At 70.4% G+C, this 25588-nt stretch carries 26 protein-coding genes; 8 read left to right on the top strand and 18 right to left on the bottom strand.

The genetic code is table 11. From position 1 onward, the window contains the following. Positions 1-6: 6 nt before the first annotated feature. On the bottom strand, positions 7-969 hold the full coding sequence (locus ACFV9W_RS22335) for a LysR substrate-binding domain-containing protein (RefSeq protein ID WP_385763516.1): 963 nt from the start codon (positions 967-969) through the stop codon (positions 7-9). 132 nt (positions 970-1101) lie between these two features. Here ACFV9W_RS22335 and ACFV9W_RS22330 point away from each other — a divergent pair, with 132 nt between their 5' ends. Together ACFV9W_RS22330 and ACFV9W_RS22325 are read left to right on the top strand one after the other, a co-directional pair. Further along, entirely contained in the window at positions 1102-1656 is a 555-nt protein-coding gene (locus ACFV9W_RS22330; RefSeq protein WP_385763514.1) for a peroxiredoxin, read from the top strand. Between the two features lie 2 nt (positions 1657-1658). After that, positions 1659-2189 (top strand): alkyl hydroperoxide reductase, encoded by a 531-nt coding sequence (locus ACFV9W_RS22325; RefSeq protein ID WP_385763512.1) that lies wholly within the window; start codon positions 1659-1661, stop codon positions 2187-2189. Positions 2190-2268: 79 nt separating this feature from the next. Here ACFV9W_RS22325 and ACFV9W_RS22320 read toward each other — a convergent pair whose 3' ends face one another. The 4 genes from ACFV9W_RS22320 to ACFV9W_RS22305 all read right to left on the bottom strand — a co-directional run bounded on the left by ACFV9W_RS22320 (position 2269) and on the right by ACFV9W_RS22305 (position 7300). Further along, the gene (locus ACFV9W_RS22320; RefSeq protein ID WP_385763510.1) at positions 2269-3648 is read right to left on the bottom strand and encodes an AI-2E family transporter; all 1380 of its coding nucleotides are present in this window, start codon (positions 3646-3648) and stop codon (positions 2269-2271) included. 108 nt (positions 3649-3756) lie between these two features. Further along, entirely contained in the window at positions 3757-4497 is a 741-nt protein-coding gene (locus tag ACFV9W_RS22315) for a lytic transglycosylase domain-containing protein (RefSeq protein WP_385763508.1), read from the bottom strand. 399 nt (positions 4498-4896) lie between these two features. Beyond that, complete coding sequence (locus tag ACFV9W_RS22310) at positions 4897-6222, bottom strand: PhoH family protein (RefSeq protein WP_385763506.1); 1326 nt, start codon at positions 6220-6222, stop codon at positions 4897-4899. A gap of 304 nt (positions 6223-6526) precedes the next feature. After that, positions 6527-7300 carry an isoprenyl transferase gene (locus ACFV9W_RS22305; RefSeq protein WP_385763504.1) on the bottom strand — a complete coding sequence of 258 codons (774 nt, stop codon included), beginning with the start codon at positions 7298-7300 and terminating at the stop codon, positions 6527-6529. Positions 7301-7408: 108 nt separating this feature from the next. Between ACFV9W_RS22305 and mgrA the strand changes: the two genes are divergently transcribed. Next, on the top strand, positions 7409-8446 hold the full coding sequence (gene mgrA, locus ACFV9W_RS22300) for an L-glyceraldehyde 3-phosphate reductase (RefSeq protein ID WP_385763502.1): 1038 nt from the start codon (positions 7409-7411) through the stop codon (positions 8444-8446). Positions 8447-8929: 483 nt separating this feature from the next. Here mgrA and ACFV9W_RS22295 read toward each other — a convergent pair whose 3' ends face one another. Next, positions 8930-10873 (bottom strand): heavy metal translocating P-type ATPase, encoded by a 1944-nt coding sequence (locus ACFV9W_RS22295; protein ID WP_385763501.1) that lies wholly within the window; start codon positions 10871-10873, stop codon positions 8930-8932. A gap of 80 nt (positions 10874-10953) precedes the next feature. Between ACFV9W_RS22295 and ACFV9W_RS22290 the strand changes: the two genes are divergently transcribed. After that, complete coding sequence (locus ACFV9W_RS22290) at positions 10954-11304, top strand: ArsR/SmtB family transcription factor (protein WP_385763499.1); 351 nt, start codon at positions 10954-10956, stop codon at positions 11302-11304. 31 nt (positions 11305-11335) lie between these two features. On the opposite strand, the gene ACFV9W_RS22285 is transcribed toward ACFV9W_RS22290, so the two are convergent. Next, positions 11336-12028, bottom strand: a complete 693-nt coding sequence (locus ACFV9W_RS22285; RefSeq protein ID WP_385763497.1) for a DUF6882 domain-containing protein — start codon at positions 12026-12028, stop codon at positions 11336-11338. Between the two features lie 63 nt (positions 12029-12091). Next, positions 12092-12955, bottom strand: coding sequence for a methyltransferase domain-containing protein (locus tag ACFV9W_RS22280; protein ID WP_385763495.1), 864 nt, complete (start codon positions 12953-12955; stop codon positions 12092-12094). A gap of 207 nt (positions 12956-13162) precedes the next feature. Here ACFV9W_RS22280 and ACFV9W_RS22275 point away from each other — a divergent pair, with 207 nt between their 5' ends. Then, positions 13163-14473, top strand: coding sequence for a cytochrome P450 (locus tag ACFV9W_RS22275; protein WP_385763493.1), 1311 nt, complete (start codon positions 13163-13165; stop codon positions 14471-14473). A gap of 29 nt (positions 14474-14502) precedes the next feature. Here ACFV9W_RS22275 and ACFV9W_RS22270 read toward each other — a convergent pair whose 3' ends face one another. Genes ACFV9W_RS22270 through ACFV9W_RS22255 form a run of 4 tightly spaced genes read right to left on the bottom strand, consistent with a single transcriptional unit; the run spans position 14503 to position 16564 of the window. Further along, positions 14503-15123 carry an OmpA family protein gene (locus ACFV9W_RS22270; RefSeq protein WP_385763491.1) on the bottom strand — a complete coding sequence of 207 codons (621 nt, stop codon included), beginning with the start codon at positions 15121-15123 and terminating at the stop codon, positions 14503-14505. Positions 15124-15125: 2 nt separating this feature from the next. After that, on the bottom strand, positions 15126-15713 hold the full coding sequence (locus tag ACFV9W_RS22265) for a hypothetical protein (RefSeq protein WP_385763489.1): 588 nt from the start codon (positions 15711-15713) through the stop codon (positions 15126-15128). A 21-nt stretch (positions 15714-15734) separates the two neighbouring features. Continuing rightward, entirely contained in the window at positions 15735-16301 is a 567-nt protein-coding gene (locus ACFV9W_RS22260) for a pilus assembly protein TadG-related protein (protein WP_385763707.1), read from the bottom strand. Between the two features lie 41 nt (positions 16302-16342). Beyond that, positions 16343-16564, bottom strand: coding sequence for a hypothetical protein (locus ACFV9W_RS22255; protein ID WP_385763487.1), 222 nt, complete (start codon positions 16562-16564; stop codon positions 16343-16345). Positions 16565-16857: 293 nt separating this feature from the next. On the opposite strand from ACFV9W_RS22255, the gene ACFV9W_RS22250 reads away from it, so the two are divergent. The 3 genes from ACFV9W_RS22250 to ACFV9W_RS22240 are packed head-to-tail and all read left to right on the top strand — an operon-like array spanning position 16858 to position 19517. Beyond that, complete coding sequence (locus ACFV9W_RS22250) at positions 16858-18378, top strand: zinc ribbon domain-containing protein (protein ID WP_385763486.1); 1521 nt, start codon at positions 16858-16860, stop codon at positions 18376-18378. Positions 18379-18436: 58 nt separating this feature from the next. Then, entirely contained in the window at positions 18437-18817 is a 381-nt protein-coding gene (locus tag ACFV9W_RS22245; protein WP_385763484.1) for a hypothetical protein, read from the top strand. A gap of 4 nt (positions 18818-18821) precedes the next feature. Beyond that, on the top strand, positions 18822-19517 hold the full coding sequence (locus ACFV9W_RS22240; protein WP_385763482.1) for a hypothetical protein: 696 nt from the start codon (positions 18822-18824) through the stop codon (positions 19515-19517). A 6-nt stretch (positions 19518-19523) separates the two neighbouring features. Here ACFV9W_RS22240 and ACFV9W_RS22235 read toward each other — a convergent pair whose 3' ends face one another. The 6 genes from ACFV9W_RS22235 to cpaB all read right to left on the bottom strand — a co-directional run bounded on the left by ACFV9W_RS22235 (position 19524) and on the right by cpaB (position 25553). Continuing rightward, positions 19524-20426: a DUF5936 domain-containing protein gene (locus tag ACFV9W_RS22235; RefSeq protein ID WP_385763480.1), complete on the bottom strand. Its 903-nt coding sequence runs from the start codon at positions 20424-20426 to the stop codon at positions 19524-19526. A gap of 7 nt (positions 20427-20433) precedes the next feature. After that, positions 20434-21390, bottom strand: a complete 957-nt coding sequence (locus ACFV9W_RS22230) for a type II secretion system F family protein (RefSeq protein ID WP_385763478.1) — start codon at positions 21388-21390, stop codon at positions 20434-20436. Further along, complete coding sequence (locus ACFV9W_RS22225; protein ID WP_385763476.1) at positions 21387-22760, bottom strand: CpaF family protein; 1374 nt, start codon at positions 22758-22760, stop codon at positions 21387-21389. The genes ACFV9W_RS22230 and ACFV9W_RS22225 overlap by 4 nt, the downstream gene beginning before the upstream one ends. Positions 22761-22772: 12 nt before the next feature. Beyond that, on the bottom strand, positions 22773-23159 hold the full coding sequence (locus tag ACFV9W_RS22220; protein ID WP_385763474.1) for a TadE/TadG family type IV pilus assembly protein: 387 nt from the start codon (positions 23157-23159) through the stop codon (positions 22773-22775). Continuing rightward, positions 23156-24739: a CpaE family protein gene (locus ACFV9W_RS22215; protein ID WP_385763472.1), complete on the bottom strand. Its 1584-nt coding sequence runs from the start codon at positions 24737-24739 to the stop codon at positions 23156-23158. The genes ACFV9W_RS22220 and ACFV9W_RS22215 overlap by 4 nt, the downstream gene beginning before the upstream one ends. 94 nt (positions 24740-24833) lie before the next feature. After that, positions 24834-25553 (bottom strand): Flp pilus assembly protein CpaB, encoded by a 720-nt coding sequence (gene cpaB / locus ACFV9W_RS22210; RefSeq protein WP_385763470.1) that lies wholly within the window; start codon positions 25551-25553, stop codon positions 24834-24836. Positions 25554-25588: the final 35 nt, after the last annotated feature.

The raw sequence follows: 25588 nt of genomic DNA, 5'->3' as shown, positions 1-25588 counted from the left end.
CGCGGGTCAGCCGCCGAGGATCCGGACCGGCAGGCCCTGCAAGGCCGTCCGCAGGGCCGCGGCCAGCTCCTCGTACTCCGCGGAGCGCGCCGCCCCCGTCCGCATGGCGAAGGCCACGCGGCGCGAGGGGGCGGGCTCCGCGAAGTACCCGGTGAGCAACTGGCTGCTCCGGCTGGTCTCGACGGACACGGCGGTGCGCGGCAGCAGCGTCACCCCGAGGCCGCCCGCGACGAGCTGGACCAGCGTGGCGAGTCCGGCGGCGGTCGTGGCGACGGGGGCGTCGTCGCGGCCCGCTTCCCGGCAGATGTCGAGGGCCTGGTCGCGCAGGCAGTGCCCCTCGTCGAGCAGCAGCAGGTTCAGCTCCCGCAGCGCCTCCCGCGGAATGCCCTCCCGGCCGCCGAGCCAGTGGTCGAGCGGCGTGACGAGCACGAAGTCCTCGTCGAACAGCGGGAGTTCGGTCACGCCCGGCACCCCGAGCGGCACGGCGAGCAGCAGCAGGTCGAGCCGCCCGGCGCCCAGGCCCTCGATGAGCGAGGACGTCTGCTCCTCGTGCACCTGGAGGTCCAGGTCGGGATACGTGTCGTGGACGAGCCGCAGCACCGTCGGCAGCAGATACGGCGCCACCGTGGGAATCACCCCGAGCCGCAGCACGCCCGTGAACGGTGCCCGCACCGCCTCGGCCTCCTCGACGAGCGCGCCGACCTCGTCGAGCACCGCCTTGGCCCGCACCGCGATCCGCTCCCCGGCCGGAGAGAGCAGCACCTTTCTCGTCGTACGCTCGAGAAGGGTCACCCCCAGCGTCTCCTCGAGCGCGGAGACCGCGCCCGAGAGCGCGGGCTGACTCATCCCTATCGCGGCCGCCGCGTCCCGGAAGTGCAGATGCTCCGCGACCGCGGCGAACGCCCGCAGCTGCGCCAGGCTCGGCTGCCTGCGCCGGGCCCCGACGGGCTTTCCGTTCTGTACGGCCACTGATAGCCACCTCCGATCAACATGACCGAGTCTAGCTATTTCCATAATCAATGCACCCTGTGCCACGATCTTGAGCAGTCCAACCCATGGAAACACCCCCAAAAGGGATGTCTCCTACTGCAAGGAGTTCGTGTGCTCACTGTCGGTGACAAGTTCCCCGAGTTCGACCTGACCGCCTGTGTCTCGCTGGAGAAGGGCTCTGAGTTCGAGCAGATCAACCACAAGACCTACGAGGGCAAGTGGAAGATCGTCTTCGCGTGGCCCAAGGACTTCACCTTCGTGTGCCCCACCGAGATCGCCGCGTTCGGCAAGCTGAACGAGGAGTTCGCCGACCGTGACGCCCAGATCCTCGGCTTCTCCGGCGACTCCGAGTTCGTGCACCACGCCTGGCGCAAGGACCACCCGGACCTGACGGACCTGCCCTTCCCGATGATGGCCGACTCGAAGCACGAGCTCATGCGTGACCTCGGCATCGAGGGCGACGACGGCTTCGCGCAGCGCGCCGTCTTCATCGTCGACCAGAACAACGAGATCCAGTTCACGATGGTGACCGCCGGCTCCGTCGGCCGTAACCCCAAGGAGGTCCTCCGGGTCCTCGACGCTCTCCAGACGGACGAGCTGTGCCCGTGCAACTGGACCTCCGGCGAGGACACCCTCGACCCGGTCGCGCTGCTGGCCGGTGAGTGAGCATGGCCCTCGATGAGCTGAAGTCCGCCGTTCCGGACTACGCCAAGGACCTGAAGCTCAACCTGGGCTCGGTCATCGGCAACTCGGACCTCCCGGCCCAGCAGCTGTGGGGCACGGTCCTGGCGACCGCCATCGCCTCCCGGTCCCCGCGCGTGCTGCGCGAGCTGGAGCCCGAGGCGAAGGCGAACCTGTCGGCCGAGGCGTACACCGCCGCGAAGTCGGCTGCCGCCATCATGTCGATGAACAACGTCTTCTACCGCACGCGCCACCTGCTCTCGGACAGCGAGTACGGGACGATGCGCGCCGGTCTGCGGATGAACGTCATCGGCAACCCGGGCGTCGACAAGGTCGACTTCGAGCTGTGGTCCTTCGCGGTCTCCGCGATCAACGGCTGCGGGATGTGCCTCGACTCGCACGAGCAGGTGCTGCGCAAGGCCGGCGTCGACCGTGAGGTCGTCCAGGAGGCCTTCAAGATCGCCTCTGTGATCCAGGCGGTCGGTGTCACCCTCGACGCGGAAGCGGCGCTCGCGTAACACGTCGCTCGGAAACGGGGGCCGGAGTGTTCCGGCCCCCGTTTCCTGCGTCTCGGGGCTCTGCCCCGGACCCCGCGCCTCAATCGCCGGCGGGGCTTGATTTGGGCGCCGCGTCGATCGCTGTCGCGCCGCGTGGCTCGGGTGTGTCGCCCAGGTGGGCCTCGCGGGACCACGCCTTCAGGTAGACGACCACCGTGTTCGTGACCGCGACCAGCGGCACCGCCACCACCGCTCCCCCGATCCCGGAGACCATGCCGCCCGCCGCGACCGCGAGGACGACGGCCAGGGGGTGCACCCGGACCGCGCGGCCCAGGATGAACGGCTGCAGGATGTGGCCCTCGATCTGCTGCACCGCGAGCACCACGGCCAGCGTCATCACCGCGGCGAACACGCCCTGCGTCACCAGCGCGACGACCACCGCGAGCGCGCCCGAGACGACGGCGCCCACCAGCGGGATGAACGCGAACAGGAAGATGAAGACGGCGAGCGGCACCGCCATCGGCACGCCCAGGAAGAAGATGCCGAGGCCGATGAAGATGGCGTCGATCAGGGCCACTATCACCGTTCCGCGGACGTACGCGGTGAGGGTGCGCCAGGCCCGTGGACCCGCGCCCGCGATGCCGGGACGGGCCTGCGCCGGGACGAGCCCCAGGGTCCACTGCCAGATCCGCCGGCCGTCGTAGAGCAGGAACAGCGTCGAGAACATCGTGAGGAGCACGCCCGTCAGCGCCTCGACGATGACGGTGACGCCCTCCAGGCCCGCCGACGTGATCTCGTCCGTGTTCGCGCCGACCGCGTCGCGCAGCGACTTGGCGATCTCGTTGATCTGGCCGTCGGTCACATGGAACGGGCTGTTGAGCAGCCAGCGGCGCAGATCGTCGATGCCGTCCTGGACCTGTTCGGAGAGCTGGTCGATGTTCTCCTGGACCTGCCAGACCACGAACCAGCCGACGAGTCCCATGATGACGAAGCCGAGGATCGCGGTCAGGGCCGTGGCGAGCCCGCGCGGCACGCCGCGGCGCATGAGCCGCGCCACCGTCGGCTGCAGCAGCGCGGTGATGAGCAGCGCCGCGATGAACGCGAAGATCACCAGCTGCACCGAGCTGATGACCTTCATCAGCACCCAGAGCGTCCCGGCGAGCACCAGGAGCCGCCAGCCCGCCTCCGCCGCCACCCGCAGGCCCCACGGCACGGCGACGGCCGGCTCGGGCCGCGGAGACACCGACGGCCTGTACGCGGGCGGGGCGGGCACCCGCTCCGTCTCGTGCCCGGCCCCTGGTTCGTCAGGGACCCGCGCCTCCGACTCCGGGTCGGGGACCCTGTCCGGCGCGCGCGTCGGCCTGGGCGGCAGCTCGGCCTCCTCGGCGCGCTCGGCCTCCGCGCGGCGCTCGTCCAGGCGCTCGCCCACCTTGCTGATTCCCGCGCCGACCCGGCCGAGCCACCCTGGAACTCGCGACATCATCCGTCCTCTTTGAGCCTTTGGCACCGACCGTACCGCGTGGAAACGCCGAAGCCCCTCACCGTGAGGACGGTGAGGGGCTTCGCGAGGTTGCGAACTACTGGTCGCTCAGTACCAGTTGTTGGCCTGCCAGAACGACCACGCCTCGCAGGGGCTGCCGTAGCGGTCGTTCATGTAACCGAGGCCCCACTTTATCTGCGTGGCCGGGTTGGTCTGCCAGTCCGCGCCGGCCGACGACATCTTGGTGCCGGGCAGCGCCTGGAAGAGACCGTAGGCGCCGGACGAGGCGTTAACGGCCTTGTAGTTCCAGCTGGACTCGTGGTCCACGATGTTGCTGAAGCACTGCCACTGGCCCGACGGGACCATCTGACGCGCCATCGACTGGACCTGGGCGACGCTGTACGAGGACTGCGTGGCGAAGTCGGAGGCGTCGCGGGTGGCCGAACGGCTGGCGGCCGCCTTCTTGGCCGCCTCCCGCTCCTTGGCCTCCTGCTCGGCCTTCTCCTTGGCCGCCTTGGCGTCCTGTGCGGCCTGCTGCTTCGCGACCGCGTCCTCGGCTGCCTGCTTCCGGGCGGACTCCTCGGCGGTCTTCTGCGCAGCCGTGTCGGCCGCGATGGCCTGGGTCTGCGCCTGCTGCTTCAGCGACGAGGTCTGCACCTGCGCCTGCTGTCCAGCGGGGATGTCAGCGAGGAGAGTCGCGTCGCTCGCCGTTGCCTCAGCCTCGTGAGAGGGCTGACCGGTGCTGCCCGAGGCAACACCAACAACAGCGCCGACGGTGGTGACCGCGGTGGCCGAGGCCACTGCGAATCCCCGGACCGAAATCCGGCTCACACGGTTTCCTTCCAGCATCGCCCGCTTGAGTGTGACCGTCGCGGACGCAATCGTGCCCCTGGCACTGGTCTCCCAACTGCGGGGTCACGGGAGACACGGGCCCGGTGGACAACTCCCGTGACGGGAGCGCCGCGTGGTGCTCGGGCGGCATACGACGGCCTCTATGTAGTTCAGGTACAGCAGGTGCTGCTGTGGTTTCGTACCGCTGGGGGCACGCAAGTGTCGTATGCGGGGCCTGACAGGACCGTGACTCTGCCGTATCGGAGCGTGGCAAGGCAATTCCCCACCGCGTGTGAAAGGTCACACCTCGTTTGCTCCCCGGGATTTTCGGAAACGAGCACACGCCGCGGCGCCGCCCGGCTAGGCTCTCCCGCCTTGCCGAACGGCGCCAAAAGGGACGAACAGGCCCTGTACGGGCTAGATCTGACCGTCCTCCAGCATTTCGGTCACCAGGGCCGCGATCTGCGACCTTTCCGATCGGGTGAGCGTGACGTGCGCGAAGAGCGGATGCCCCTTCAGCTTCTCGACGACCGCCACCACCCCGTCGTACCGGCCGACCCGGAGGTTGTCGCGCTGCGCGACGTCATGGGTGAGGACGACACGCGAATTCGCCCCGATGCGCGAAAGGACCGTCAGAAGGACGTTCCGCTCAAGGGACTGCGCCTCGTCCACGATCACGAACGCGTCGTGCAGCGAGCGGCCGCGGATGTGGGTGAGCGGCAGGACCTCCAGCATCCCGCGCGCGGTGATCTCTTCGATCACCTCGCGCGAGGTGACGGCCGACAGCGTGTCGAAGACCGCCTGCGCCCACGGGCCCATCTTCTCGGCCTCGCTGCCCGGCAGATAGCCGAGCTCCTGACCGCCGACCGCGTAGAGGGGACGGAAGACCATCACCTTCTGGTGCTGGCGCCGCTCCAGGACGGCCTCCAGGCCCGCGCACAGCGCGAGCGCGGACTTGCCGGTGCCGGCCCGGCCGCCCATCGAGATGATCCCGACGTCCGGATCGAGCAGCAGATCGAGCGCGATCCGCTGCTCGGCGCTGCGCCCCTTGAGGCCGAAGGCCTCCCGGTCGCCGCGCACCAGCCGGACGTTGCCCTCGGGCGTGACGCGGCCGAGCGCCTTTCCGCGCTCGGACTGGATCGTCAGGCCCGTGTGCACGGGCAGGTCCGCGGCCTCGGGAACGTAGAGGGTGTCCTCTTCGAAGAGGAGGTCGACCTGCTCGGCGGGCAGCGTCAGATCGGACATGCCGGTCCAGCCGGAGTCCGTGATGGCGAGTTCGGCGCGGTACTCCTCGGCGAGGAGCCCCACGGAGGACGCCTTGATCCGCAGCGGCAGGTCCTTCGACACGACGGTGACGTCGTACCCCTCGGCCTGCAGATTGCGGGCGACCGCCAGGATGCGGCTGTCGTTGTCGCCCAGGCGGTAGCCCGAGGGCAGCACGCTGGGATCGGAGTGGTTGAGCTCGACGCGCAGGGTGCCGCCCAGTTCGCCGGTAGGAATCGGCGCGTCCAGGCGTCCGTGGCGGATCCGGTAGTCGTCGAGCAGGCGCAGTGCCTGCCTGGCGAAGTAACCCAGCTCCGGATGATTCCGCTTGGCCTCCAGTTCCGTGACCACGACGACAGGAAGGACCACTTCGTGTTCGTCGAATCGGGTCATGGAGTTCGGATCGGCCAGCAGGACGCTGGTGTCGAGAACATAGGTGCGCCGGTCGGGCTTGGGAAGGCGCTTGTTGCTGGTCACCACGGAAGGACGTACCCCCTCGGATGAGGTCGGGGAGCGACGGATTTTTCGGGGCCGGTTCATCGGCCGCGATGCGCGGGCCGAGAACCGGCCCTCCAAGTCGTCTTCCGTACCCATCTGCGTACGGTCGTCCTGGTGCAAAGGGCCTCCCGGGCGGACAGCCCGTGCTGCCCGCTGAGATGCGGTGTCCTCAGGTATCGGGCACCGACTTGGAAGGCTTATTCCCTCGAACAAGCGCCGCCATGCAAAGGCACATGACGGCGCGTTCGTTAACTCCTGGTGACGTACGTCTCTCGGGGAACCGGGGTCAGCCCCCGAAACGGCGGTGGCGCACCGCGTAGTCGCGCATCGCGCGCAGGAAGTCGACCTTGCGGAAGGCCGGCCAGAAGACATCACAGAAGTAGTACTCGGAGTGGGCCGTCTGCCAGAGCATGAAGCCGGACAGGCGCTGCTCGCCGCTGGTCCGGATGACCAGATCCGGGTCGGGCTGCTCCTTGGTGTAGAGGTGCTTGCCGATCGCGTCGACGGTGACCGTCTCGGCGACGTCCTCGATCGAGCTCCCCTTGTCGGAGGCGTCGAGCAGCATCGAGCGGACGGCGTCGGCGATCTCCTGGCGGCCGCCGTAGCCGATCGCCACGTTGACCACTATTCCGTCGCGCCCCGCGGTGGACTCCTCGGCCTCCTTGAGCACGGTCTGCATGCCCGAGGGGAGGATGTCGGTGTTGCCCACGTGCTGCACGCGCCAGCGGCCGTCCTCGGCGAGCGTGCGCACGGTGTCCTCGATGATGCCGAGGAGCGGGACCAGCTCCTCCTGGGGACGGTCGAAGTTGTCCGTCGAGAGCAGCCAGAGTGTGACGACCTCGACATCCGTCTCGCTGCACCAGCCGAGGAACTCCTCGATCTTCGCCGCGCCCGCCTGGTGGCCCTGGGCGGTGGTGGATCCGGCGGCCTTGGCCCAGCGGCGGTTGCCATCCATGATGACGCCGATGTGCTTGGGCACCTGGGCGTGGTCCAGGTGGCCTTCCACCCGGCGTGCGTACAGCCTGACCAGCAGGCCGCGCAGCCTGTCGCGCAGGTTCACGGTCTCTTTGCCCTCCGTGCAGATGGGAGCCCCAGAAGGCGGAAGCCTACTCGGGCGTAGCTAGGTGTCGGCTATGGGGTGTCAGGGACCTGACGTAGCTTCGTAGCCATGAACGACACCTCTCCTTACGTCGCCTCGGCGGGCCGGTACGGTTCCATGGAGTACCGGCGCACGGGCCGCAGCGGTCTCAAGCTCCCCGCCGTCTCCCTCGGACTGTGGCACAACTTCGGGGACGACCGCACACTTGCGAGCCAGCGCTCGATCCTGCGCCGCGCCTTCGACCTGGGCGTCACACACTTCGACCTCGCGAACAACTACGGGCCGCCGCCCGGCAGCGCGGAGTTGAACTTTGGCAAGATCTTCGCGCAGGACTTCGCGCCCTACCGTGACGAACTCGTCATCTCGACGAAGGCGGGTTACCGGATGCACCCCGGCCCGTACGGGGAGTGGGGCAGCCGCAAGTACCTGATGTCGTCGCTCGACGCGTCCCTGAAGCGGATGGGCGTCGACTACGTGGACATCTTCTACTCGCACCGCTTCGACCCGGACACCCCGCTCGAGGAGACGATGGGCGCGCTCGCCTCCGCCGTCCAGCAGGGGAAGGCGCTGTACGTGGGCGTGTCCTCGTACAGCAGCGAGCAGACGGCCGAAGCGGCGCGGCTGCTCCGGGAGATGGGTGTCCCGGCGATCATCCACCAGCCCTCGTACTCGATGCTCAACCGCTGGACCGAGGACGACAATCTGCTCGACACGCTGGAGGCGGCCGGGATGGGCTGCATCTCCTTCGCGCCGCTCGCACAGGGCCTGCTGACCGGCAAGTACCTGAAGGAGATCCCGGAGGGGTCGCGCGCGACGCAGGGCAAGTCGCTCGACCCTGACCTGCTGAGCGAGGACGTCGTCCGCCGGCTGAACGGGCTGAACGGCATCGCGCAGCGCCGCGGCCAGTCGCTCGCGCAGCTGGCGCTGAGCTGGGTGCTGCGGGACGAGCGGATGACGTCGGCGCTGATCGGGGCGTCCAGCGTCAAGCAGCTGGAGGAGAACCTGGCGGCGCTCGAGGGGCCCAAGCTGACCGACGAGGAGCTGACCGAAATCGACTCGTTCGCGGTCTCCACGGCCGGCACCAACATCTGGAACGGCCGGCGCTGAACTCCCGTGCCGGGAGCGGGGATTCGCCCGGGCGGTCCCGGGACAGAAAAACGGGCCGGTCCGTGGGGGGGGGATACGGACCGGCCCGAGGGGGGGTTTCCACCATAACCCTTCGTAAGTGCCGCCGCTCGCATCGGCGTGCCACAACTACTCTCCGAAGTCGTCCGGCGACGCCCGGAGGTGGCTTTCAAGCCGTCCCGCAGCAGGTTCGAGGGGTGCGCGGCCCGGAATCCCGGGGATCGGCGGGGCCGGCGCGCCCGGCGTGGCGTCCCTCTCCCGTGTCACGCGCGTGGTTGACACCCGGACGGCGGCCCGGGCCCTGGCGCGGAGGAACGGCGCGATGTACGGCCGGGGTACCGCGCAGCCCCCTCCACTGCGCGGTACCGACGCGCAGCTTTGCTCACGCGAATTGCCGTTGGTCTGAACTTACGTGATTCTTAGGCCGCATTCGATCGCGTATCGATAACGATCCGGATCGGCCGCTCAGCGTGTCCAGGCGCGTTCGCGCAGCAGCCGCAGGCCGTTGAGGCCGACCAGGACGGTCGAGCCCTCGTGCCCCGCGACGCCGAGCGGCAGCGGCAGGTGCCCCGCGAGGTCCCAGATCACCAGTCCGGCGATGAACACCCCGGCGATGACGAGATTCTGGACGACCAGGCGGCGTGCGCGCCGGGACAGTGCCACCGTGCGCTCGACGGCACCCAGCTCGTCCCGTACGAGGACCGCGTCCGCGGTTTCGAGGGCGAGGTCGGAGCCGCCGCGGCCCATGGCGACGCCGGTGTGCGCCGCGGCGAGCGCGGGGGCGTCGTTGACCCCGTCGCCGACCAGGAGGACGGTACGGCCCGCGTCCGCCAGTTCACGGACGGCGGCCGCTTTCTCGTGCGGCAGCAGCCCCGCCCGTACGTCGCCGGGGGCGATGCCGGTCCGCTGGGCCACGGCGGCCGCGGCGTGCTCGTGGTCGCCGGTGAGGAGGACCGGCGCGGTGCCCGTGCGGGCGGCCAGCGCGCGGACCGCCTCCGGTGCGGTGGGGCGGAGGGTGTCGGTGAGGGTGAGGCGGCCGGCGAGCCTGCCGTCCACCTGGACGGCCACCTCCGTGCCGGGGGCGGCTGTGGCCTCGACGCCCAAGTGGTGCGGGGAGCCCGCCGCGATGTCGAGTCCCGCGCCCTTGAGAACCCTGCCCGAGACTCCCTTGCCCGGCATCGACTCGAAAGCCTCCACGGGGTGGGGGGACAGCCCCCGCTCCCTCGCCGCCAGCACGATCGCGCGCCCCACCGGGTGTTCGCTCCGCTGCTCCACCGACGCCGCCAGGGTCAGCAACTCGTCCTCTGTGTACGGGAGTTCCGGGCGGACCTCCGTCACCTGGGGGACGCCTTCCGTGAGGGTTCCCGTCTTGTCGAAGGCGACCGTGTCGGTGCGTCCGATGCGTTCCATCACCACGGCCGACTTGATGAGCACGCCGTGCCGCCCGGCGTTCGCGATCGCCGACAGCAACGGGGGCATCGTCGCGAGCACCACGGCGCACGGCGAGGCCACGATCATGAACGTCATGGCCCGCAGGAGCGCGTCCGTGAGCGCGTCGCCGAAGGCGAGCGGGACCAGGAAGACGGCGAGGGTCGCGGCGACCATGCCGAGGGCGTAGCGCTGCTCGACGCGCTCGATGAACAGCTGGGTCGGGGCCTTGGTGCGGGTGGCCTCCTCGACCAGGGCGACGATGCGGGCGATGACCGTGTCGGAGGGGTCGCGCACGACGCGGACCCGGAGCGCGCCGGTGCCGTTGAGGGTGCCGGCGAACACCTCGTCGCCGGCGCCCTTGGGTACGGGGAGGGGTTCGCCGGTGATGGTGGCCTGGTCGACGTCGCTGTCCCCTTCGACGACGCGGGCGTCCGCGCCGACGCGTTCGCCGGGGCGGATCAACAGCACGTCGCCGACGGCGAGTTCGGAGGCCGCGACGGTCTCCTCCGTCCCGTCCGCGGCGAGCCGGGTGGCGGTCGCGGGGGCCAGGTCGAGCAGTCCGCGCACGCTGTCCTCGGTGCGGGCGGTGGCGAGGGCCTCCAGGGCGCCGGAGGTCGCGAAGATCACGACGAGCAGGGCGCCGTCCATGACCTGCCCGATCGCGGCGGCACCGAGCGCGGCCACGACCATCAGCAGGTCGACGTCGAGGGTCTTCTCGCGCAGCGCCTTGAGGCCTTCGAGTCCGGGTTCCCAGCCCCCGGCCGCGTAGGCGACGGCGTACAGCGGGCCCCACAACCAGGCGGTGGTGTCCAGGAGTTGGAGCGGGAGGGCGAGGAGGAAGGCGACGGTGGCGACGGCCGCCCAGCGGGCCTCGGGGAGGGCCAGGACGGGGGTGCGGGCGCCGCGGGCGGCGCGCGGCGCGGCGGGGGCGGGTGCGGCGGCCTCGGCCGGTGCGGAGGCGGACACGGGTGCAGGCATGGGGCTCACGATACAGGAACACATGAAGACCTCTTCATGCGTACCATGGAAGACGGCCACCGGCTGGATACGATGAGCCCATGGGCCATGGAATCGATCACAAGAGCAGCACGCGCGAGCGGCTCGACGCCGTGGGCGCGGCCGATGTCGCGGCGACGCTGCAGGCCCTCGCGACCCCGTCGCGGCTGCGCATCCTGGCCCGCCTGCAGGAGGGGCCGTGCGCGGTCGGCGACCTCGCGGAGGCGGCCGGCCTGGAACAGTCCGCGTGCTCGCACCAGCTGCGGCTGCTGCGCAATCTCGGACTGGTCAACAGTGAGCGCAAGGGGCGCTCGATCGTCTACGCGCTGTATGACGACCACGTCGCGCAGCTGCTCGACCAGGCGCTCTTCCATGTGGAGCACCTGCGCCTCGGACTGCGCGACGAGGCGTAGCTTCCTGCGGTCGTGCCTCCTTCGGAGGCTTTCAGTGCAAGGCGAGGCGGATGCCCGCGATGCGGCCCGCCTCGTCGAAGCCGATCTCGGCGGGGACGGAGCCGGGCAGCTCCGCGGCGATCTGCCCGCCGTTGTCCCGGTAGGCCACCCCGTGATGGTCGAAGAAGCCCGTGACCAGGCGCCGGGCGTCGACGCCGAGCAGCCCTTCGGCCTGCACGAGGGTGCGCGGCAGCGTGACCGGGTCGAGGGCGGCGCGCGGCACCTGCGGGTCCTCGGGGAGGAAGTAGACCTGGGTCTCGGGGTTCGCGGGCACACCGATGTAGCCGGGCGCGCCCGTCACGCCCATCCCCGCGAAGGCGAGCGTCTCGGCGGCCCGGCGGGGGTCGGGGAAGCCGGACAGGTCGAGCACCTGGGTCGTGAACTCGGATATCCCCTGGCTCTGGCCGAAACGCCCCACCTGCTCGGAGAGCGCCGCGATCGGCGTTCCGCGCAGTTCGGGGTTGGCCCAGCCCCACATCCACGACCGCTGGGCGGCGTCATACGTGCCGAGGACACCGACGCGCAGGTCCACGTGGCCCTGCCGGTACCGGCACGTCGGCAGGTCGGCCGTCCACGACGCCCCTTCGGGCAGGAACCCCATGAGAGCTTCGAGCTGAGCGCCACCCCACGCCGCGTGCCGCTCGGTCTCGTACAGGAAAGCTTGGCTGAATTGCGTGTGGCTCATGGGGCGGGACCTTACGCGAGACGGCTGTAGAGGCCAGATTTACGGAGGTTCCCGCGGCCGCCGCTACGGCTTGCGGGCGTCGAAGAGATGCCGGGTGCTGTGCGCCACGAACGGCCCGTCCGCTCTGATCTGCCGGTCCAGGGACCGGAGTTGGGGTTCGTACGCGTCAACCGTGAAGTTCGGCACCATCCACACAACCTTGCGCAGAAAGTGGACAACGGCGCCGATGTCGTGAAACTCGATGCGCAGTCGCTCGGCGCGCAGATCGACGATCTCCAGGCCCGCCGCCTCGGCCTCGCGCCGCTCCGCTTCCGGGTCACGGCCGGCGCGCACCTCGGCGGGCTGCGGCCCCAGGAAGTACTCGACCAGCTCGAACACGCTGCTGGGGCCCACGTGTTGGGCGAAGTACGTGCCGCCGGGGCGCAGTACGCGGGCGATCTCCGGGAAGTGGGCCTTCACGGGGTGCCGGGCGGTGACCAGCTCGAAGGCGGCGTCGGCGAAGGGCAGCGGGGCGTCGTCGGGCGCGGCGACCACGACCACGCCGCGGGGGCCCAGGAGCCGGGTGGCCTTCTCGACGTTCGGGGGCCAGCCCTCCGTCGCGGCCATCAGCGGCGGCAGCTTCGGTGCCAGGTTGAGCACCTCGCCGCCACCGGTGTGCAGATCGAGGGCGGATTCCGCGCGGGCGAGCCGCTCCCCCATGAGGCGGGCGTACCCCCACGAGGGCCGCTCCTCGGTGGCACGCCCGTCGAACCACGAGAAGTCCCAGCCCTCGGTGGGCGCGGCGACGGCCTCGGCGACGAGCTCGTCATAGGGGCGGTCGGCGTGACGTGCGGCGTGGGGACGGTCCGTGTGAGGTCGGTCCGTGTCAGGACGGTTCCCATAGGGATCGGCCGCCTGCGCGGGACGAAAGTTGTCGGAAGTGGTCATGCCACGCATGATCGCAGTCGCTCCGGGTCTGATTCATCTCGTTTTCGCCTGCCCTAGGGGTAGCCCCCGGGTGGGGTCGGGGGTTGCCCCTCTTCCGTGCAACAGGGGGATCGCACGTACCCTTGGCGTTCCCCACTGGCATTCCCCAACCCCCATACCTCCATCAGGCCCGTCCGTCCTACCGCCTCACCGCAGAAATGCGAGCACATGTCCGTACGTTCCGCGATAGCGACCTGGCTGACCCGCCTCTACTTCTCACGGCTGCGCAAGAAGGGGGGCAGCCTGGACCTCTCCGTACTGTCGAAACTCCCCGACGCCGCACTGCTGCCGCTGCGCCGCGAGGGCGTCGACCCCGTTCCCGAGATCGGCGTGCTGCGCGACCGGGAACCCGTGAGCAAACTGCCGATCCCCGGCATGACGGTATGGCTGGTGTCCGGATACGACGAGGCGAAGGAGGTCCTCGGCAACGCGAAGGCGTTCAGCAACGACTTCCGGAACCTGGTGGGGGTGGGTGGCGCCGAGGCCGAGCAGCACCCCGGTGGCCTCGGCTTCTGCGATCCGCCGGACCACACGCGGCTGCGCCGCCTCCTGACGCCCGAGTTCACGATGCGCCGCCTGTCCAGGCTCACGCCGCGCATCCACGCGATCATCGAGGAGCAGCTGGCACAGCTGGAGAAGGCGGCCCGGGAGTCCCCCGACGGCACGGCCGACTTCGTCGAGCACTTCGCGATGCCCGTCCCCGCGCTCGTCATCTGCGAGCTGCTCGGCGTCCCCTACGAGGAGCGTGACGCGTTCCAGCAGTTCTCGGTCGCCCGCTTCGACGTGCTGGGCGGCGCGGGAGCCTCCTTCGGCGCGGTCTCCCAGTCGCTCGACTACCTCCGCGGCGTCGTCGCGGAGCAGCGCCGCGACCCCGGTGACGGGCTGCTCGGCATGCTGGTCCGCGAGCACGGCGACAACATCACCGACGAGGAGCTCACGGGCCTCGCGGACGGCGTCCTGACCGGCGGCCTGGAGACGACGGCGAGCATGATCGCCCTCGGCACCATGATCATGCTGAAGGACCGGGAGCACTTCACGGCGCTGCGCGACGCGGAGGACCCGGCGACCGTCGCGGCCCCCTTCGTCGACGAGCTCCTGCGCCACCTCACGGTCGTCCAGACCGCCTTCCCCCGCTTCGCACGCGAGGACACCGAGATCGGCGGGGTGCCGCTCGCCGCCGGCGACATAGTCATCGTCTCGCTGAGCGCGGCGGACCGCGATCCCCGGCTCGGCGGGGAGGGCGACGACATGGACGCCTTCCTGCCCTCGCGTCCGCCCGCCTCCTCCCACCTGGCGTTCGGCTACGGCATCCACCGCTGCATCGGCGCGGAACTCGGCAAGATGGAGCTGCGCGCGGCCTTCCCCCAACTCGTGCGGCGCTTCCCGGAGTTGCGGCTCGCGGTGGAGCCGTCGGAGCTGGAGTTCCGGAAGCTGTCGATCGTGTACGGGGTGGACCGGCTGCCGGTGCACGTGGACTGACCGGGCCTGCGCCCGCCCCCCTCCCTCCCTCAGTTGGACTTCGGGAGGGAGACCTCCACCCGGCGGTTCTTCTTGCGGCCCTGTTCCGAACCGTTGTCCGCGATGGGGTAGTCCTCGCTGTAGCCCCTGACCTGGAACGTGATGTTCCCGCCCTTGGCGCCGAGCGCCGCGGTCAGGGCGTCGTGAACCGATTCCGCGCGGTTCTTGGACAGCTTGAGGCCGTGGGCGTACGAGCCGAGGTTGTCGGTGAACCCGAAGACCCGTACGGAACTTGCCTTCTGGTTCTCGATCTCGTCCGCGATGGCCTGGATCCGGGACTTCGCGTCCGGGTTCAGCTTGGCGCTGTCCTTGGGGAAGAGGACCTCGGCCTGCAGCGCGAACGTCACGTCCTCGTTGGTGTCCGTCCGCCGCTCGTCGCCGGACAGGTCCTCCACGACCGACTTGATGTCCAGCACCTTGGCGGGCGCGAGCGTGGCACCGTCGGCGAGCTTCAGGCCCGGGCTGTTGGCGTCCACGGACGGCGGCGGGGAGCTGCTGGTGCTGCCGGGTGGGGCGCCGGTGGGTTCGTCGTCGGCGACCGCCACGCCTGTGGTGAGCAGGAGGGCGGTTGCGGCGGTGAGGATCGTGGCGGTTCGGTGGGGTCGGGGCATGGTTACTCGCCCTCGGAGATGGTGAGTTGGGCCGGGGGCATGGTGGGGACCTGGAGCTGGACCGACTTCGTTCCCTCGGGTGGGGCCGGGAACTGGGCGAACCAGTCGGTGCTCTTGCCCTGGTCGATGCCGCCCTCGAATTTCGTGCAGAGGCAGCGGCCCTGGGTGTCGCGGAGGACCAGGTATTTCTTCTTGCCTTCTTGGTCCACCAGGCTCGCCCCCGCGATGGAGCCGCCGTTGCCCTGGAGCTCGGTCTCGTCGCTCTTCCAATCCGTACCGAGCCACAGCGCGGAAGTCCCGTTGGTGACCGTTCCCGTGATGTTGAGGAAACCGCCCTGATCACGCGTCGCCGACGTGACAGCGAGCGTGATGCCGTTGCTCTTCACCTCGGTCAACGTGTTGTCCGTCGCGGGCGCGGAGGGCTTCGACTTGCCGTCGCTTCCCTGCTGCGCAGGAGCCGAGGACTTCGCATCGTCCCCCTCGCCCTTGTCGCCGTCACCTCCGCAGCCGGTCACGGACAGGACCAGGCCCGCCGCTACAGTCGCCGCAGCCAGTGCCCGGCGGGTGGTCGTCGTACGCCGAAGGTTCATCGCTGCGGCTTCCCTCTCTCGTCAGTCGGCAAGGTGGACGGCAAACAGGTCGGACGCGTCCGGCAGGTCGTCCAGGTCGAAGTTCTCAGGGTCGAAGTCCAGCTCCTTGCCGTCGCAGGTGAGCTCCAGGGGCTTCTTCGGGTCGGCGTCCAGCGGAACGTCGCAGCGGGGCTGGACCACCGCTGTGGCGTGCGCCGTCGCCCGCCGGTTCTCCGTGCCGGGGATGATCGTGTCGCCCACCGTGTGGAGGGTCTCCACGCCCACCTCGTAACCCGGGTAGTCGTTGACCTTCGTGAAGGCCGGGCCGTCCACAACCCGGGCGTCATTGGCCGCAGCCAGGCGACTCGCCGCGGCCCCCGCCGGGCCGTCCTGCGCAGGGTCCCGGCCGTCCAGCCAGTCCAGCCAATTGCCGTCTCCCCCGAGTGCGTCGCCCAGCCCGAGCATCAGCTCCTCGCGAGCGGACTGCGCCGCCGCCAACGCCGCGGCGTCAGCGGCGGACTGAGCACCGTTGCGGGTGGATGCCGCCTGGGCGAAAGCGAAGAAGGCGAACGCGGCGAACAGCAGAATGCCCGTGAGCCAGATGTAGATCGGCAGGGTCGAGCCGCGATCGCCTTGCGGCAGGCGCCGGCTCAGCCACCGCCCGTAACGCGGCCGACCGCGGTCCCAATGGCCGTACCGATCTTCCCGTCCAGCCCCAACTGATCGATCGCCACGAAAATCCCCGCGATCAGAATCATCAACCCCGCATACTCCACAAACCCGGCCCCCGAATCCCGCCGAGCCCCCCGAACCCGCTCCCCCAGCGCGTATGTCCACGTCACCCACACCCCGATCAGCCGGTCCTTGATCACGGGATCTCCCTGTCTCTGCCGCAGCCGAAGCACCATCCGCAACGTACGCGAACTGCCACCCTCCGCACTCGGTTTCGCGCACAAAAGTGCAGCTCTTGGCCGGAATCTGTCGCCTTGTTTCCCGGGGCCCGGGGAGCCGCAGCCATGCGGCATCATCAACTGCCTCCCGCCGTACGGGAGTTGCGGTGAAGGTGTTGTAAGGATGAACCTTTGATGGGGCACCGGGCACCGCTTCGTGCCGTATCGGTGGTGCACTTGATACTCACGGTGGCGGCGCTCACACGGGGGGTGTGATGAGTCAGGTGATCGAGACGTGCGTGGGTTGCTCCGCGGTCACGGTCGAGGGGGCCGCGTTCTGCGGTGAGTGCGGGGCCTCGCTCGTCGTCCGGGAGGACTCGCGGGTGGTCGCCGCGCCGCGATGGGGCGGGCGGGCGGATCTGACGCGGTACCTGTGTGCCGCCGTCTTCCTCGACCGCTCGTACGCGGACGCCCTGATCAGGGACATCGCGGCCGAGCCGCATCTCGGTGCGGCGCCCGCTCCCGGCTGTGACGTGCCGGTCGTGCTGCGGTTCGCGTACGCGGCGAACGCCAGGCGGCACGCGCGGGACCTGCTGCTGGCGGCCCTGTGTCTGGGGCTGGTCGTCATGCTGCTGACCGGCAGTTTTCTGAATGTGGTGTTTCTGCTGCTATTGGTGCTCGGGTGGGTGACGACTTTCGGCTTCACCCTGTCCACGTTGTACGGCGAACGGCTTCAGCGGTTGCGGCCCGACCGGTTCGATCCCGCCGCCGCGCCCGAGGCGCCCAACGAGGACGCCGCCCGGCGGCTCGCGGAGATCGACGGGTACGCGGACGGGAACGTCAGCGCGTACAGCGGCTTCTCGCCCTTCACCGGGTACGGGCAGGAACTCGACTCGTGGTCGTTGACCTTCGACGTCACGGCCCCCGACACCGAGGGGGTCCCGCCGCGGGACTTCGATGTCGCGGAGCTGTACGCGTATGTGGCCCGGCGGGTCGGGGCGCTGTCGCTGCCGTGTCTGGAGATCGAGGAGCGGGTCTTCGTGGAGGGCTCGGCGCTGCTGCACGACAAGCGGTTCCTGCCCGATCCGCTGGGGCGGCCCGTCCCCCGGGTGGGTGCCGGGCAGGTGGACGCGCTGAAGCGGGCTCCGGAGGAGACGGCCCGCGCCTATCTGGCGGTCCATTCCACGGGGTGGGGCGGCGAGTTGGTGACGTCGGTGTTCCTGCGCTGCGTCCGCTCGGACTCCAACCTGTACGTGGAGGCCGTGCCCACCGTGCTGTGCCCGCTGCAGGACCGGTACCGGGCCATCGACTCGCTGATGCCGAGCCCGACCTTCCGCGAGTTCATGGGCTTGCTGGGGCAGAGCGTGTTCAGCACCCCGTTCGTCCTGCTGGCGGCCCCGGTCCGGGCGGTCACGGGGTTCTCGCCCGACTTCCGGATGCGGCGCAGGCGCAGCCGGCAGCGCCGGCGGATCGTGAGCCTGAAGGCGTTCGACTACGGCGCGCGGCAGAGCGTGCGGCAGCTCGCGGCGTCCCGGGACCACCAGCGGTACTTCCAGAAGGCCGACTCCGGCATGGTCCTCAAGACCGTGGAGCGGCGGATCCTCGACGCGCTGGTGGAGTTCGCGGAGGACCACGGCATCGATCCGGGCGACCTCAGGCGCCGCCAGGACACGATCATCAACAACGGCATCATCGCGTCCGCGGGCGCCAGGGTGGAGTCCAGCTCGGTGGCCTCGGGCGACCGGTCGCGGATCTCGACCGTGCTGAAGCGGATCCCACGGCCCAAGACGGACTGAGCACCTTCCCATGGCGGGCCGGTCCGGGACCGGCCCCGGACAAAGGACGAGAACGGACATGGAAGAGCGCATCAACAAGGGCGTGATCGCCGGTGAGAAGGCGACCGTCTCCCACGTGGCGGTCGCCTCCGGGGACCGGGCGCGTGTCGACTACCAGGTCACCGAAGCCGGTGAACAGGGGTGCACGGGAGGGCAGTTGGCGCCCGCCGAGATCAGTGAGCTGCTCGCGCAGCTGATCGACGGGCTGCACCGGTCCGACCACCCCGACCGGGAGGACCTGGTCGAGTTCGCCGAGGACGCCCGCGAGGAGCTGGCCTCGGACGCGCCGCGCACCGGCAAGCTGCGCCGCGTGGCGCGGGCGCTGGTGGAGGCCGTGCCCGGGATCGCCGGGGTCGCCTCGCTGGCGGTGACCATCGAAGAAGCCGTACGGAACCTGTAGCCGCATGGCCACCCGCTACTGCATCCGCTGCGGCGCCGGCACCGAGGACGCCCGGCTGTCGTTCTGCCCGCGGTGCGGCACGGCGTACGCCGGTCAAGGGCAGGAGCCCGCGCCGCGACCGGCCGACACCGCCGACGACCCCTCCGCGTACATCCGGGTCGGCCCCACCAGGCTGCCGCGGCTGCTCCCCGTGGCTCTGCTCGCCGTGCTCGTCGCGGCGGGCACGGCCGTGGGCGTCACCCTCGCGAACAGGGACGACGACACCGGCCCGCCTCCTTCGACCCTCGCCTCGTTCTCCTCGCCCGCCTTCGAGGACACCGCCACCGAGTCGGTGCCGACCGGGCCCGAGCCCGAGCTGCCGACCGAGCCCACTGAGCCGGAGGAGACGCAGGAGGCGCAGGACACCGAGACGGCCGCATCGGTGGTGGAGTCGTACTACGCCGACCTCAACGCCGGTGACTTCGGCGCCGCCTGGGACCGGGGCGGCTCGAACATCGCGACGGAGCAGACGTACGACGAGTGGGTCTCCGGCTTCCGCACGACGCGGAGCATCACGGTCGACGCCACCGACGACGGTTTCGACGAGGTCGACGTCTACATCACCTCGACCCTGACCGACGGCACGACGGAGCGGTACCAGGGGACGTACACCGTGACGGACGGGGAGATCACCGCTGCCGAGATCCAACAGGCCCCCTAGCGGCGGTCAACGCCCGAGGATCGAACCGAAGTTGGTTCCCGACCCCAGGAACATGCCCGTCCCGATGAGGATCATCGTCGCCGGCAGCATGAACACCAGCGTCACCATCGTCGCCTTCGGGATCGTCTTCGCCGCCCGGCGGCGGGAGTTCTGGGCGTCCGTGCGGCGCATGTCCGTGGCGAGCTGGATGAGGGTGTCCGCGATCGGGGAGCCGAGTTCCTCGCCCTGCTGGAGCGCGGAGACGAACTGGGCGACCTGCTCGGAGGCGTTGCGGCGGCGGAGTTCGTCGAAGGCCTGGCGGCGGGGGACGCCCATGTCCATCTGGCGCAGGGTGATGCGCAGTTCGTCGGCCCAGGGCCCCTCGTACTTCTCCGATACCCGGTCGAGCGCCTGGCGGAAGCCGAGGCCCGCCGAGACGACGACCGCGAGGACGTCCAGGAAGTCCGGGAGCGTGCGGTCGATGACCTCCTTGCGGTCCCGGACCGCCTGCCAGATGAGCGCGTCCGCCGCCAGCGCGCCGAACGCGAGGGTCAGGAGGCCGAAGAGGGGGCTGTCGGCGGAGAGGAAGACCAGGCCCATCACCAGGCCGAACGCTCCGTAGACCGCGCGCCGCGCCGCGTAGCGGTCGATCGTCAGGCCGCCCGGGTTGCCCGCCTGGTCGATCTTGCGGCGCTTCGCGTCCACGCGGCGCGGGCCCATCAGGCGCAGCACCAGCGGCGCGAATCGCATGCCGAGGCGGTCGACCGCCGACCCGGTGGTCGAGACGCGGCTGGCGCCGACCTCCAGGGCGAGGGCCAGGTCGCTGGGGACCTTGGCGTCCGCCCGGTACATGCGGACGCCGAGGCAGATGCCGAGGACCGCCGCCCCCGCGAGGGCCGCGAGGAGTACGCCCACCATCGTTGTCGACATCGTCTTCTCACACCTCGATTCGGCCGAGGCGGCGGATCAGGAAGAAGCCGATGCCGTAGAGGCCGAGGGAGATCAGGATCAGCGTGCGGCCCACCCCGGAGTCCGTCACCCGTGCCAGTGCTCCGTCGTTCGAGGCGTTGACCATGATGAGGGAGCCGAGGCCGAGGAGCGGGACCGTGAAGGCCGTCGCGTTGACCTCGGAGAGCATCGTGCGGATCTCGCGGCGGGTCTCCTTCCGGTCCTCCAGGGTTTTCGTGAGGTTGCGCAGGGAGGAGACGACCCTGCCGCCCGCCTTGTTGGACAGGACCAGGGTCGTCACGAGGACGACCAGTTCGCGGGAGGGCAGGCGGGTCGCCAGCTCGTCCAGGGCGTCGTCCACGGACCGGCCGAGCGCCAACTGGTCGGCCACGCGCGACAGTTCCTCGCCCGCGGGCGCTTCGAGCTCCTCCGCCGCCATCGCCAGCGACGTGCGCAGGGCGAGGCCCGCGGCCGTCGCGTTCGCCAGGAGGCGGGCGACGTCGGGGAGCTGGTTGATGAAGGCCTCGATACGTTTCTGGCGCTGCCAGTTGAGGAAGATGAGCGCGCTGTAGACGGTCACCAGTGCCGCGATGGGGCCGAAGAACGGCGCCAGGGCCGACGCCGCGAGCAGCCACAGGCCCACCGCGACCACGGCCACGTAGACCGAGAACTCGCCCGCCGTCACGTCCAGGCCCGTCGCCGACAGGCGCAGGTGCACCGAGCGGCCGAGCCGGGTGCGGCGCAGGCGGCGGTCGATGGTGGTGAAGCGGCGGGCCCGGCCGCCCGCTCCAGCGGCGGCCGGGCCGCCGCCCGCCGGATACGCGTCCAGGCGGTCGGCCAGCTCCTGGCTCCTGGCCCGCCCCGACGCCAGCGCGTGGACGCCAGCGATGGCGACGACGCAGGCGAGGACCGTGGCGCCCAGGGCCAGCAGGACAGCGGTCGTCATCCCGTCGCCTCCCTCGTGTTCAGTACGTCCACCGACTCCACGACGCCGAACGCCGGGGGCACCGCCTCTCCCGCCACGTACAGCCGGTCGGCGAGGAGGCGGGGCAGCGGGAGGTGCTCGTAGTAGCCGCGGACCCGGCGGATCTCGTCGTCCGTGGCCCCGGAGACGTAGGGCTGCGCGACGAAGCGGGTGGCGGTCGCGATCCGGAACTGTTCGCGGCCGTGCGAGATGAGCAGGGCGATCTCCGTGACGCGGCGGGAGCCGTCGGCGGCGCGGGTGAGCTGGACGAGGACGTCGACGGCCGAGTTGATCTGGTCCCGGAGGGCCTCGAAGGGGACGTCGACCTCCGACATCGAGCCGAGGGTCTGGAGGCGGGTGAGGGCGTCCTCCGCCGTGTTCGCGTGGACCGTGGCGAGCGATCCGTCGTGGCCCGTCGACATCGCCTGGAGCATGTCGAGGGTCTCGCCGCCGCGGACCTCGCCGACGATGATGCGGTCGGGGCGCATGCGCAGGCTGTTCCGGACGAGGTCGCGGATGGTGATCTGGCCCTTGCCCTCGACGTTCGCGGGGCGGGATTCGAGGCGGATCACGTGATCCTGCTGCAGTTGGAGTTCCGCCGAGTCCTCGATCGTGATGATGCGTTCGTGGGACGGGATGAGCGCCGAGAGGGCGTTCAGGAGCGTCGTCTTTCCGGAGCCCGTGCCGCCGCTCACGATGATGTTGAAGCGGGCGCGGACGCAGGCCGCGAGGAACATCAGCATGTGCTCGTCGAGCGAGCCGAGTTCCAGGAGTTCGTTCAGGCTGTACGCGCGCGGGAAGCGGCGGATCGTGAGCGTGGCGCCGGTGAGCGACAGCGGCGGGATGATCACGTTGACGCGTTCGCCGGTGGGGAGGCGGGCGTCGACCATGGGGTTCGACTCGTCGACGCGGCGGTTGACGGTCGAGACGATGCGCTCGATGGTCTGCATGAGCTGCTCGGACGACGCGAAGCGGAGGGGCAGTTGTTCGACGCGCCCTGCGCGTTCCACGAAGATCGAGTCCGGCCCGTTCACCATGATTTCGGTGATCGAGGCGTCCGCGAGGAGGGGTTCGAGGATGCCGAGGCCGAGTGCCTCGTCCACGACGCGGCGGATCAGCTGGGTGCGCTCGGTCGAGGAGAGGACCGGGCCCTCGCGGCTGATGATGTGGCCGAGTACGCGTTCCAGACGGACCCGGCGTTCCGCGGCCTGGAGGGACGACATCTCCGCGAGGTCGATCTCCTCCAGCAGCTTGGTGCGGTAGACGGCGACGAGGCCCTCGTCGCGGTCGGCGGGGGTGGCGGTTCCCTCCGGGGTGTCGCGGGTGGCGACCACCCGGGAACGTAGGCTCATCTCCTCGCCACCTCAACTTCCTGCGTCTGTACGGTCGTTCGGCATGGTGGCGGTGCGGTGGATGTTCCAGCCGTCGAAGAGCGGGATGACCGGGGGGACGCGCACGGTGACGGTGTACGTCACGGTGTCGTCGCCGCCGTTCGGCTCCGCCTGGGGTTTGAGCCAGGCGCTCGTCGAGGCGGCGGCCGCCGTCTGGGCGGTGCCGGGGGTGAGGGATTCGGCGCGGGCCGCGGCGCGGGCGGCGGATCCGGCCTGGTTGGCGGCGTAGCCGACGAGGCCGAGTTGGATCGCGGCCATGCCGATGACCAGGAGGAAAGGGAGGAAGCCGGCGAACTCCAGCATGGAGACTCCGCGGTCGCCGGACAGCTTTCGCCGCAGCGGCCTTGCGCGGGCCCTCATCGTGTCGCCTCCGTTGCCGCGCCCGCCTCGCCCGTTACCGACCAGCCGGGGTTCACGCCCGGGAAGAAGAGGGGGACGTCGACCTGGACCGTGGCTCGGGTCACCGTGCCGTCGTCCGTGCAGGTGATCTGGGCGTCCTGCCAGGACCCCGGCAGGTTCTTGCGGCCCGCCGCGTCGCAGGCGCCCGCCATGTTCCCGGTACCCGCGGCAGCCGATGTCGCCGCGCGCGCCGCTTCGTCCGCCGCGTTGCCCGCCAGGGAGTACGTGTAGCCCCACAGGACGCACTGCCACATCAGGCCCATGACCGCCAGGACCAGCGGGAACATCGCCGCGAATTCGAGGGTCACCGCGCCCTTGTCGCCGCGGCGGCGGGCCCGGCGGCCGGACGTCGGGGGTGCGGGTGTCGCCACGAGGTCCAGGTCCGCCGCCAGCGCCCACATCGCCTGCTTGACCGTCGAGCGGTTGTCGAGGTCCTGCATGCGGCCCGCGTCGACCGCCGCCTGGAGTTCCTTGTACGCGGCCGGGATCGAGGTGCGGGCCGTCTTCGTGCCCGTGACGCGTTCCACCAGTGACGGCTGGATCTCCGCCGAGCGGGCGTGCCGGTTGACGACCGTGAGGGTCTCCTCCGCCTTGCGGACCTGGAGGCGGTCCCAGAGGCGGACCATGCGTTTCGCCGCGCGTACCGCCACGACGTCCGGGGTGACGAGGAGGACCGCCTGGTCGGCGAGTTCGACGGCCGTGGTGTTCGCGGCGCCCATCTGCGTACCGCAGTCGACGACCACCACGTCGTAGCGGGCGCGCAGGGCGTGGATCACCTGGCGGGCCACGCGGTCCGTGACGTCCTCGCCGCGTTCGCCGTCGGCGGGGGCCAGGATCAGGTCGACGCCGGACTCGTGGACGAAGGCGGCGTCCTGGAGGACGCGTGGCGTGATGTCGCGGATCGCGGCGAGGTCGGCGACGGAGCGGCGGAACTGGACGTCGAGGTAGGAGGCCACGTCGCCGGACTGGAGGTCCAGGTCGAGCAGCGCCGTCGTGCGGCCCGATGCCCTTGCGGCGAGGGCGAGTTGGACTGCCGTGACCGTTGTTCCTACGCCGCCCTTCGCGCCCGCCACCGCGACGACCCGGCCGCCGCCGCCCGCCGGTACGAGTTCCGTGCCGGTGCCGCCCACCAGGTGCCTGCGCATGCCGGCCGACCAGGATGCCGCCGCCTGGACGCGTTCCGCGAGGGCGTCGTAGCCGAGCGGGAACGCCACGATGCCGCGCGCTCCGCTGTCCATCGCGGCAGTGAGCAGGGCGGGGCCGGTGTCGGCGGTGAGCAGGACGACGCCCACCGCGGGGAAGCGGAGGACCAGGTCGCGGATGAGGTCTAGGGCGGGGACCGGGCCGATCCGTTCGTGGACCAGGACGACCTCGGGGAGTTCGTCCAGGGACTCGGCGGCGAGGCCGGCCAGGGTGTCGAGGAGTGCGGTGGCGTCGGCGACGGGTGGGGCGGGTTCGGCGTCGGGGAGCTGGGAGAGCAGGGTCACGAGGGCCCTCGCGGTATCCGGGTCGGCGACGGCCGGGAGGATACGGGTGGTCATGGGCGGGACGCTCCGATCACCGGCACCATGGTCGCGGACTCGGGGCTCTGCCCCGGACCCCGCTGCTCAATCGCCGCAGGGGCTTCACATGGGCTCACTTGTCGCCCTCCAGCGTGTACGAGCGGTCCTCCGGGGTGATCTCTTCGTTGTCGCCGGGGGCGACCAGGGCCAGGCGGACGTGGGTCGCGAACGACTCCGCGTAGGCCACTCGTTGGGCGTCCGCGGGGCCGAGGGCGAAGGTGATCGGGACCGCCTCGCCCTGCCTGCGGGTGGAGTTCTCGCTGTCGGCGGCGCCCTGCTGGTCGATCGGGGTGAGCTTGCCGACGTCGATGACCCCGGCGTTCTCCACGATGACCTTGGACTGGTCGCGCTGCTTGTCGTTCTCGGCCTTGAAGGTGGCGTAGATGTTGACCTTCGAACCGGGGTTGATCTTTCCGGCGACGCCGGTCTCCGCGTCGATCATGATGGCGATCTCCTGCTGGCCCGTCTCCAGCTTCGGGCGGTCGACGATCATGTCGGACTGGAGCAGGGAGCCCTTCTTGAGCTGCGTGACGGCGATCTTGCCGCGGATCGCGCCGAGGTCGGTGACGGCCGTGTCCGACAGCCACCGCTTCGGCATCCGCACCTTCTCGAACTGGTCCTCCGTGAGCTGCTTGTACGGGGACACGTCCTGTTTCAGCTCGTACGCGTCCACCTCCGACCCCACCTTGGAGTCCACGTCACGGATCACGGCCAGCACACCGGCGAACGCGCCGATGGCGCACAGGGCCGAGACGACCAGGAGTATGACGCCGCGGCGCTGACGTGAGTTCATGGACCGAGGAACCTCGTTGGTAGGGGCCAGTGGGT

Source organism: Streptomyces sp. NPDC059897, from assembly GCF_042730865.1.
In the GTDB taxonomy this organism is placed as follows: Bacteria; Actinomycetota; Actinomycetes; order Streptomycetales; family Streptomycetaceae; genus Streptomyces.
Note: the sequence above shows the minus strand (reverse complement) of the source record. Positions and strands in the feature narration are given on the sequence as shown.

Bases quoted from the DNA above. Each gene is read 5' to 3' on its own strand.
- ACFV9W_RS22230 (WP_385763478.1), bottom strand. From the start codon at position 21,390: ATGACGACCGCTGTCCTGCTGGCCCTGGGCGCCACGGTCCTCGCCTGC.
- mgrA (WP_385763502.1), top strand. From the start codon at position 7,409: ATGAACGACACCTCTCCTTACGTCGCCTCGGCGGGCCGGTACGGTTCC.
- ACFV9W_RS22315 (WP_385763508.1), bottom strand. From the start codon at position 4,497: ATGCTGGAAGGAAACCGTGTGAGCCGGATTTCGGTCCGGGGATTCGCA.
- ACFV9W_RS22295 (WP_385763501.1), bottom strand. From the start codon at position 10,873: ATGCCTGCACCCGTGTCCGCCTCCGCACCGGCCGAGGCCGCCGCACCC.
- ACFV9W_RS22285 (WP_385763497.1), bottom strand. From the start codon at position 12,028: ATGAGCCACACGCAATTCAGCCAAGCTTTCCTGTACGAGACCGAGCGG.
- ACFV9W_RS22240 (WP_385763482.1), top strand. From the start codon at position 18,822: ATGGCCACCCGCTACTGCATCCGCTGCGGCGCCGGCACCGAGGACGCC.
- ACFV9W_RS22275 (WP_385763493.1), top strand. From the start codon at position 13,163: ATGTCCGTACGTTCCGCGATAGCGACCTGGCTGACCCGCCTCTACTTC.
- ACFV9W_RS22245 (WP_385763484.1), top strand. From the start codon at position 18,437: ATGGAAGAGCGCATCAACAAGGGCGTGATCGCCGGTGAGAAGGCGACC.
- ACFV9W_RS22320 (WP_385763510.1), bottom strand. From the start codon at position 3,648: ATGTCGCGAGTTCCAGGGTGGCTCGGCCGGGTCGGCGCGGGAATCAGC.
- ACFV9W_RS22270 (WP_385763491.1), bottom strand. From the start codon at position 15,123: ATGCCCCGACCCCACCGAACCGCCACGATCCTCACCGCCGCAACCGCC.
- ACFV9W_RS22325 (WP_385763512.1), top strand. From the start codon at position 1,659: ATGGCCCTCGATGAGCTGAAGTCCGCCGTTCCGGACTACGCCAAGGAC.
- ACFV9W_RS22290 (WP_385763499.1), top strand. From the start codon at position 10,954: ATGGGCCATGGAATCGATCACAAGAGCAGCACGCGCGAGCGGCTCGAC.
- cpaB (WP_385763470.1), bottom strand. From the start codon at position 25,553: ATGAACTCACGTCAGCGCCGCGGCGTCATACTCCTGGTCGTCTCGGCC.
- ACFV9W_RS22250 (WP_385763486.1), top strand. From the start codon at position 16,858: ATGAGTCAGGTGATCGAGACGTGCGTGGGTTGCTCCGCGGTCACGGTC.
- ACFV9W_RS22215 (WP_385763472.1), bottom strand. From the start codon at position 24,739: ATGACCACCCGTATCCTCCCGGCCGTCGCCGACCCGGATACCGCGAGG.
- ACFV9W_RS22220 (WP_385763474.1), bottom strand. From the start codon at position 23,159: ATGAGGGCCCGCGCAAGGCCGCTGCGGCGAAAGCTGTCCGGCGACCGC.
- ACFV9W_RS22235 (WP_385763480.1), bottom strand. From the start codon at position 20,426: ATGTCGACAACGATGGTGGGCGTACTCCTCGCGGCCCTCGCGGGGGCG.
- ACFV9W_RS22280 (WP_385763495.1), bottom strand. From the start codon at position 12,955: ATGACCACTTCCGACAACTTTCGTCCCGCGCAGGCGGCCGATCCCTAT.
- ACFV9W_RS22225 (WP_385763476.1), bottom strand. From the start codon at position 22,760: ATGAGCCTACGTTCCCGGGTGGTCGCCACCCGCGACACCCCGGAGGGA.
- ACFV9W_RS22265 (WP_385763489.1), bottom strand. From the start codon at position 15,713: ATGAACCTTCGGCGTACGACGACCACCCGCCGGGCACTGGCTGCGGCG.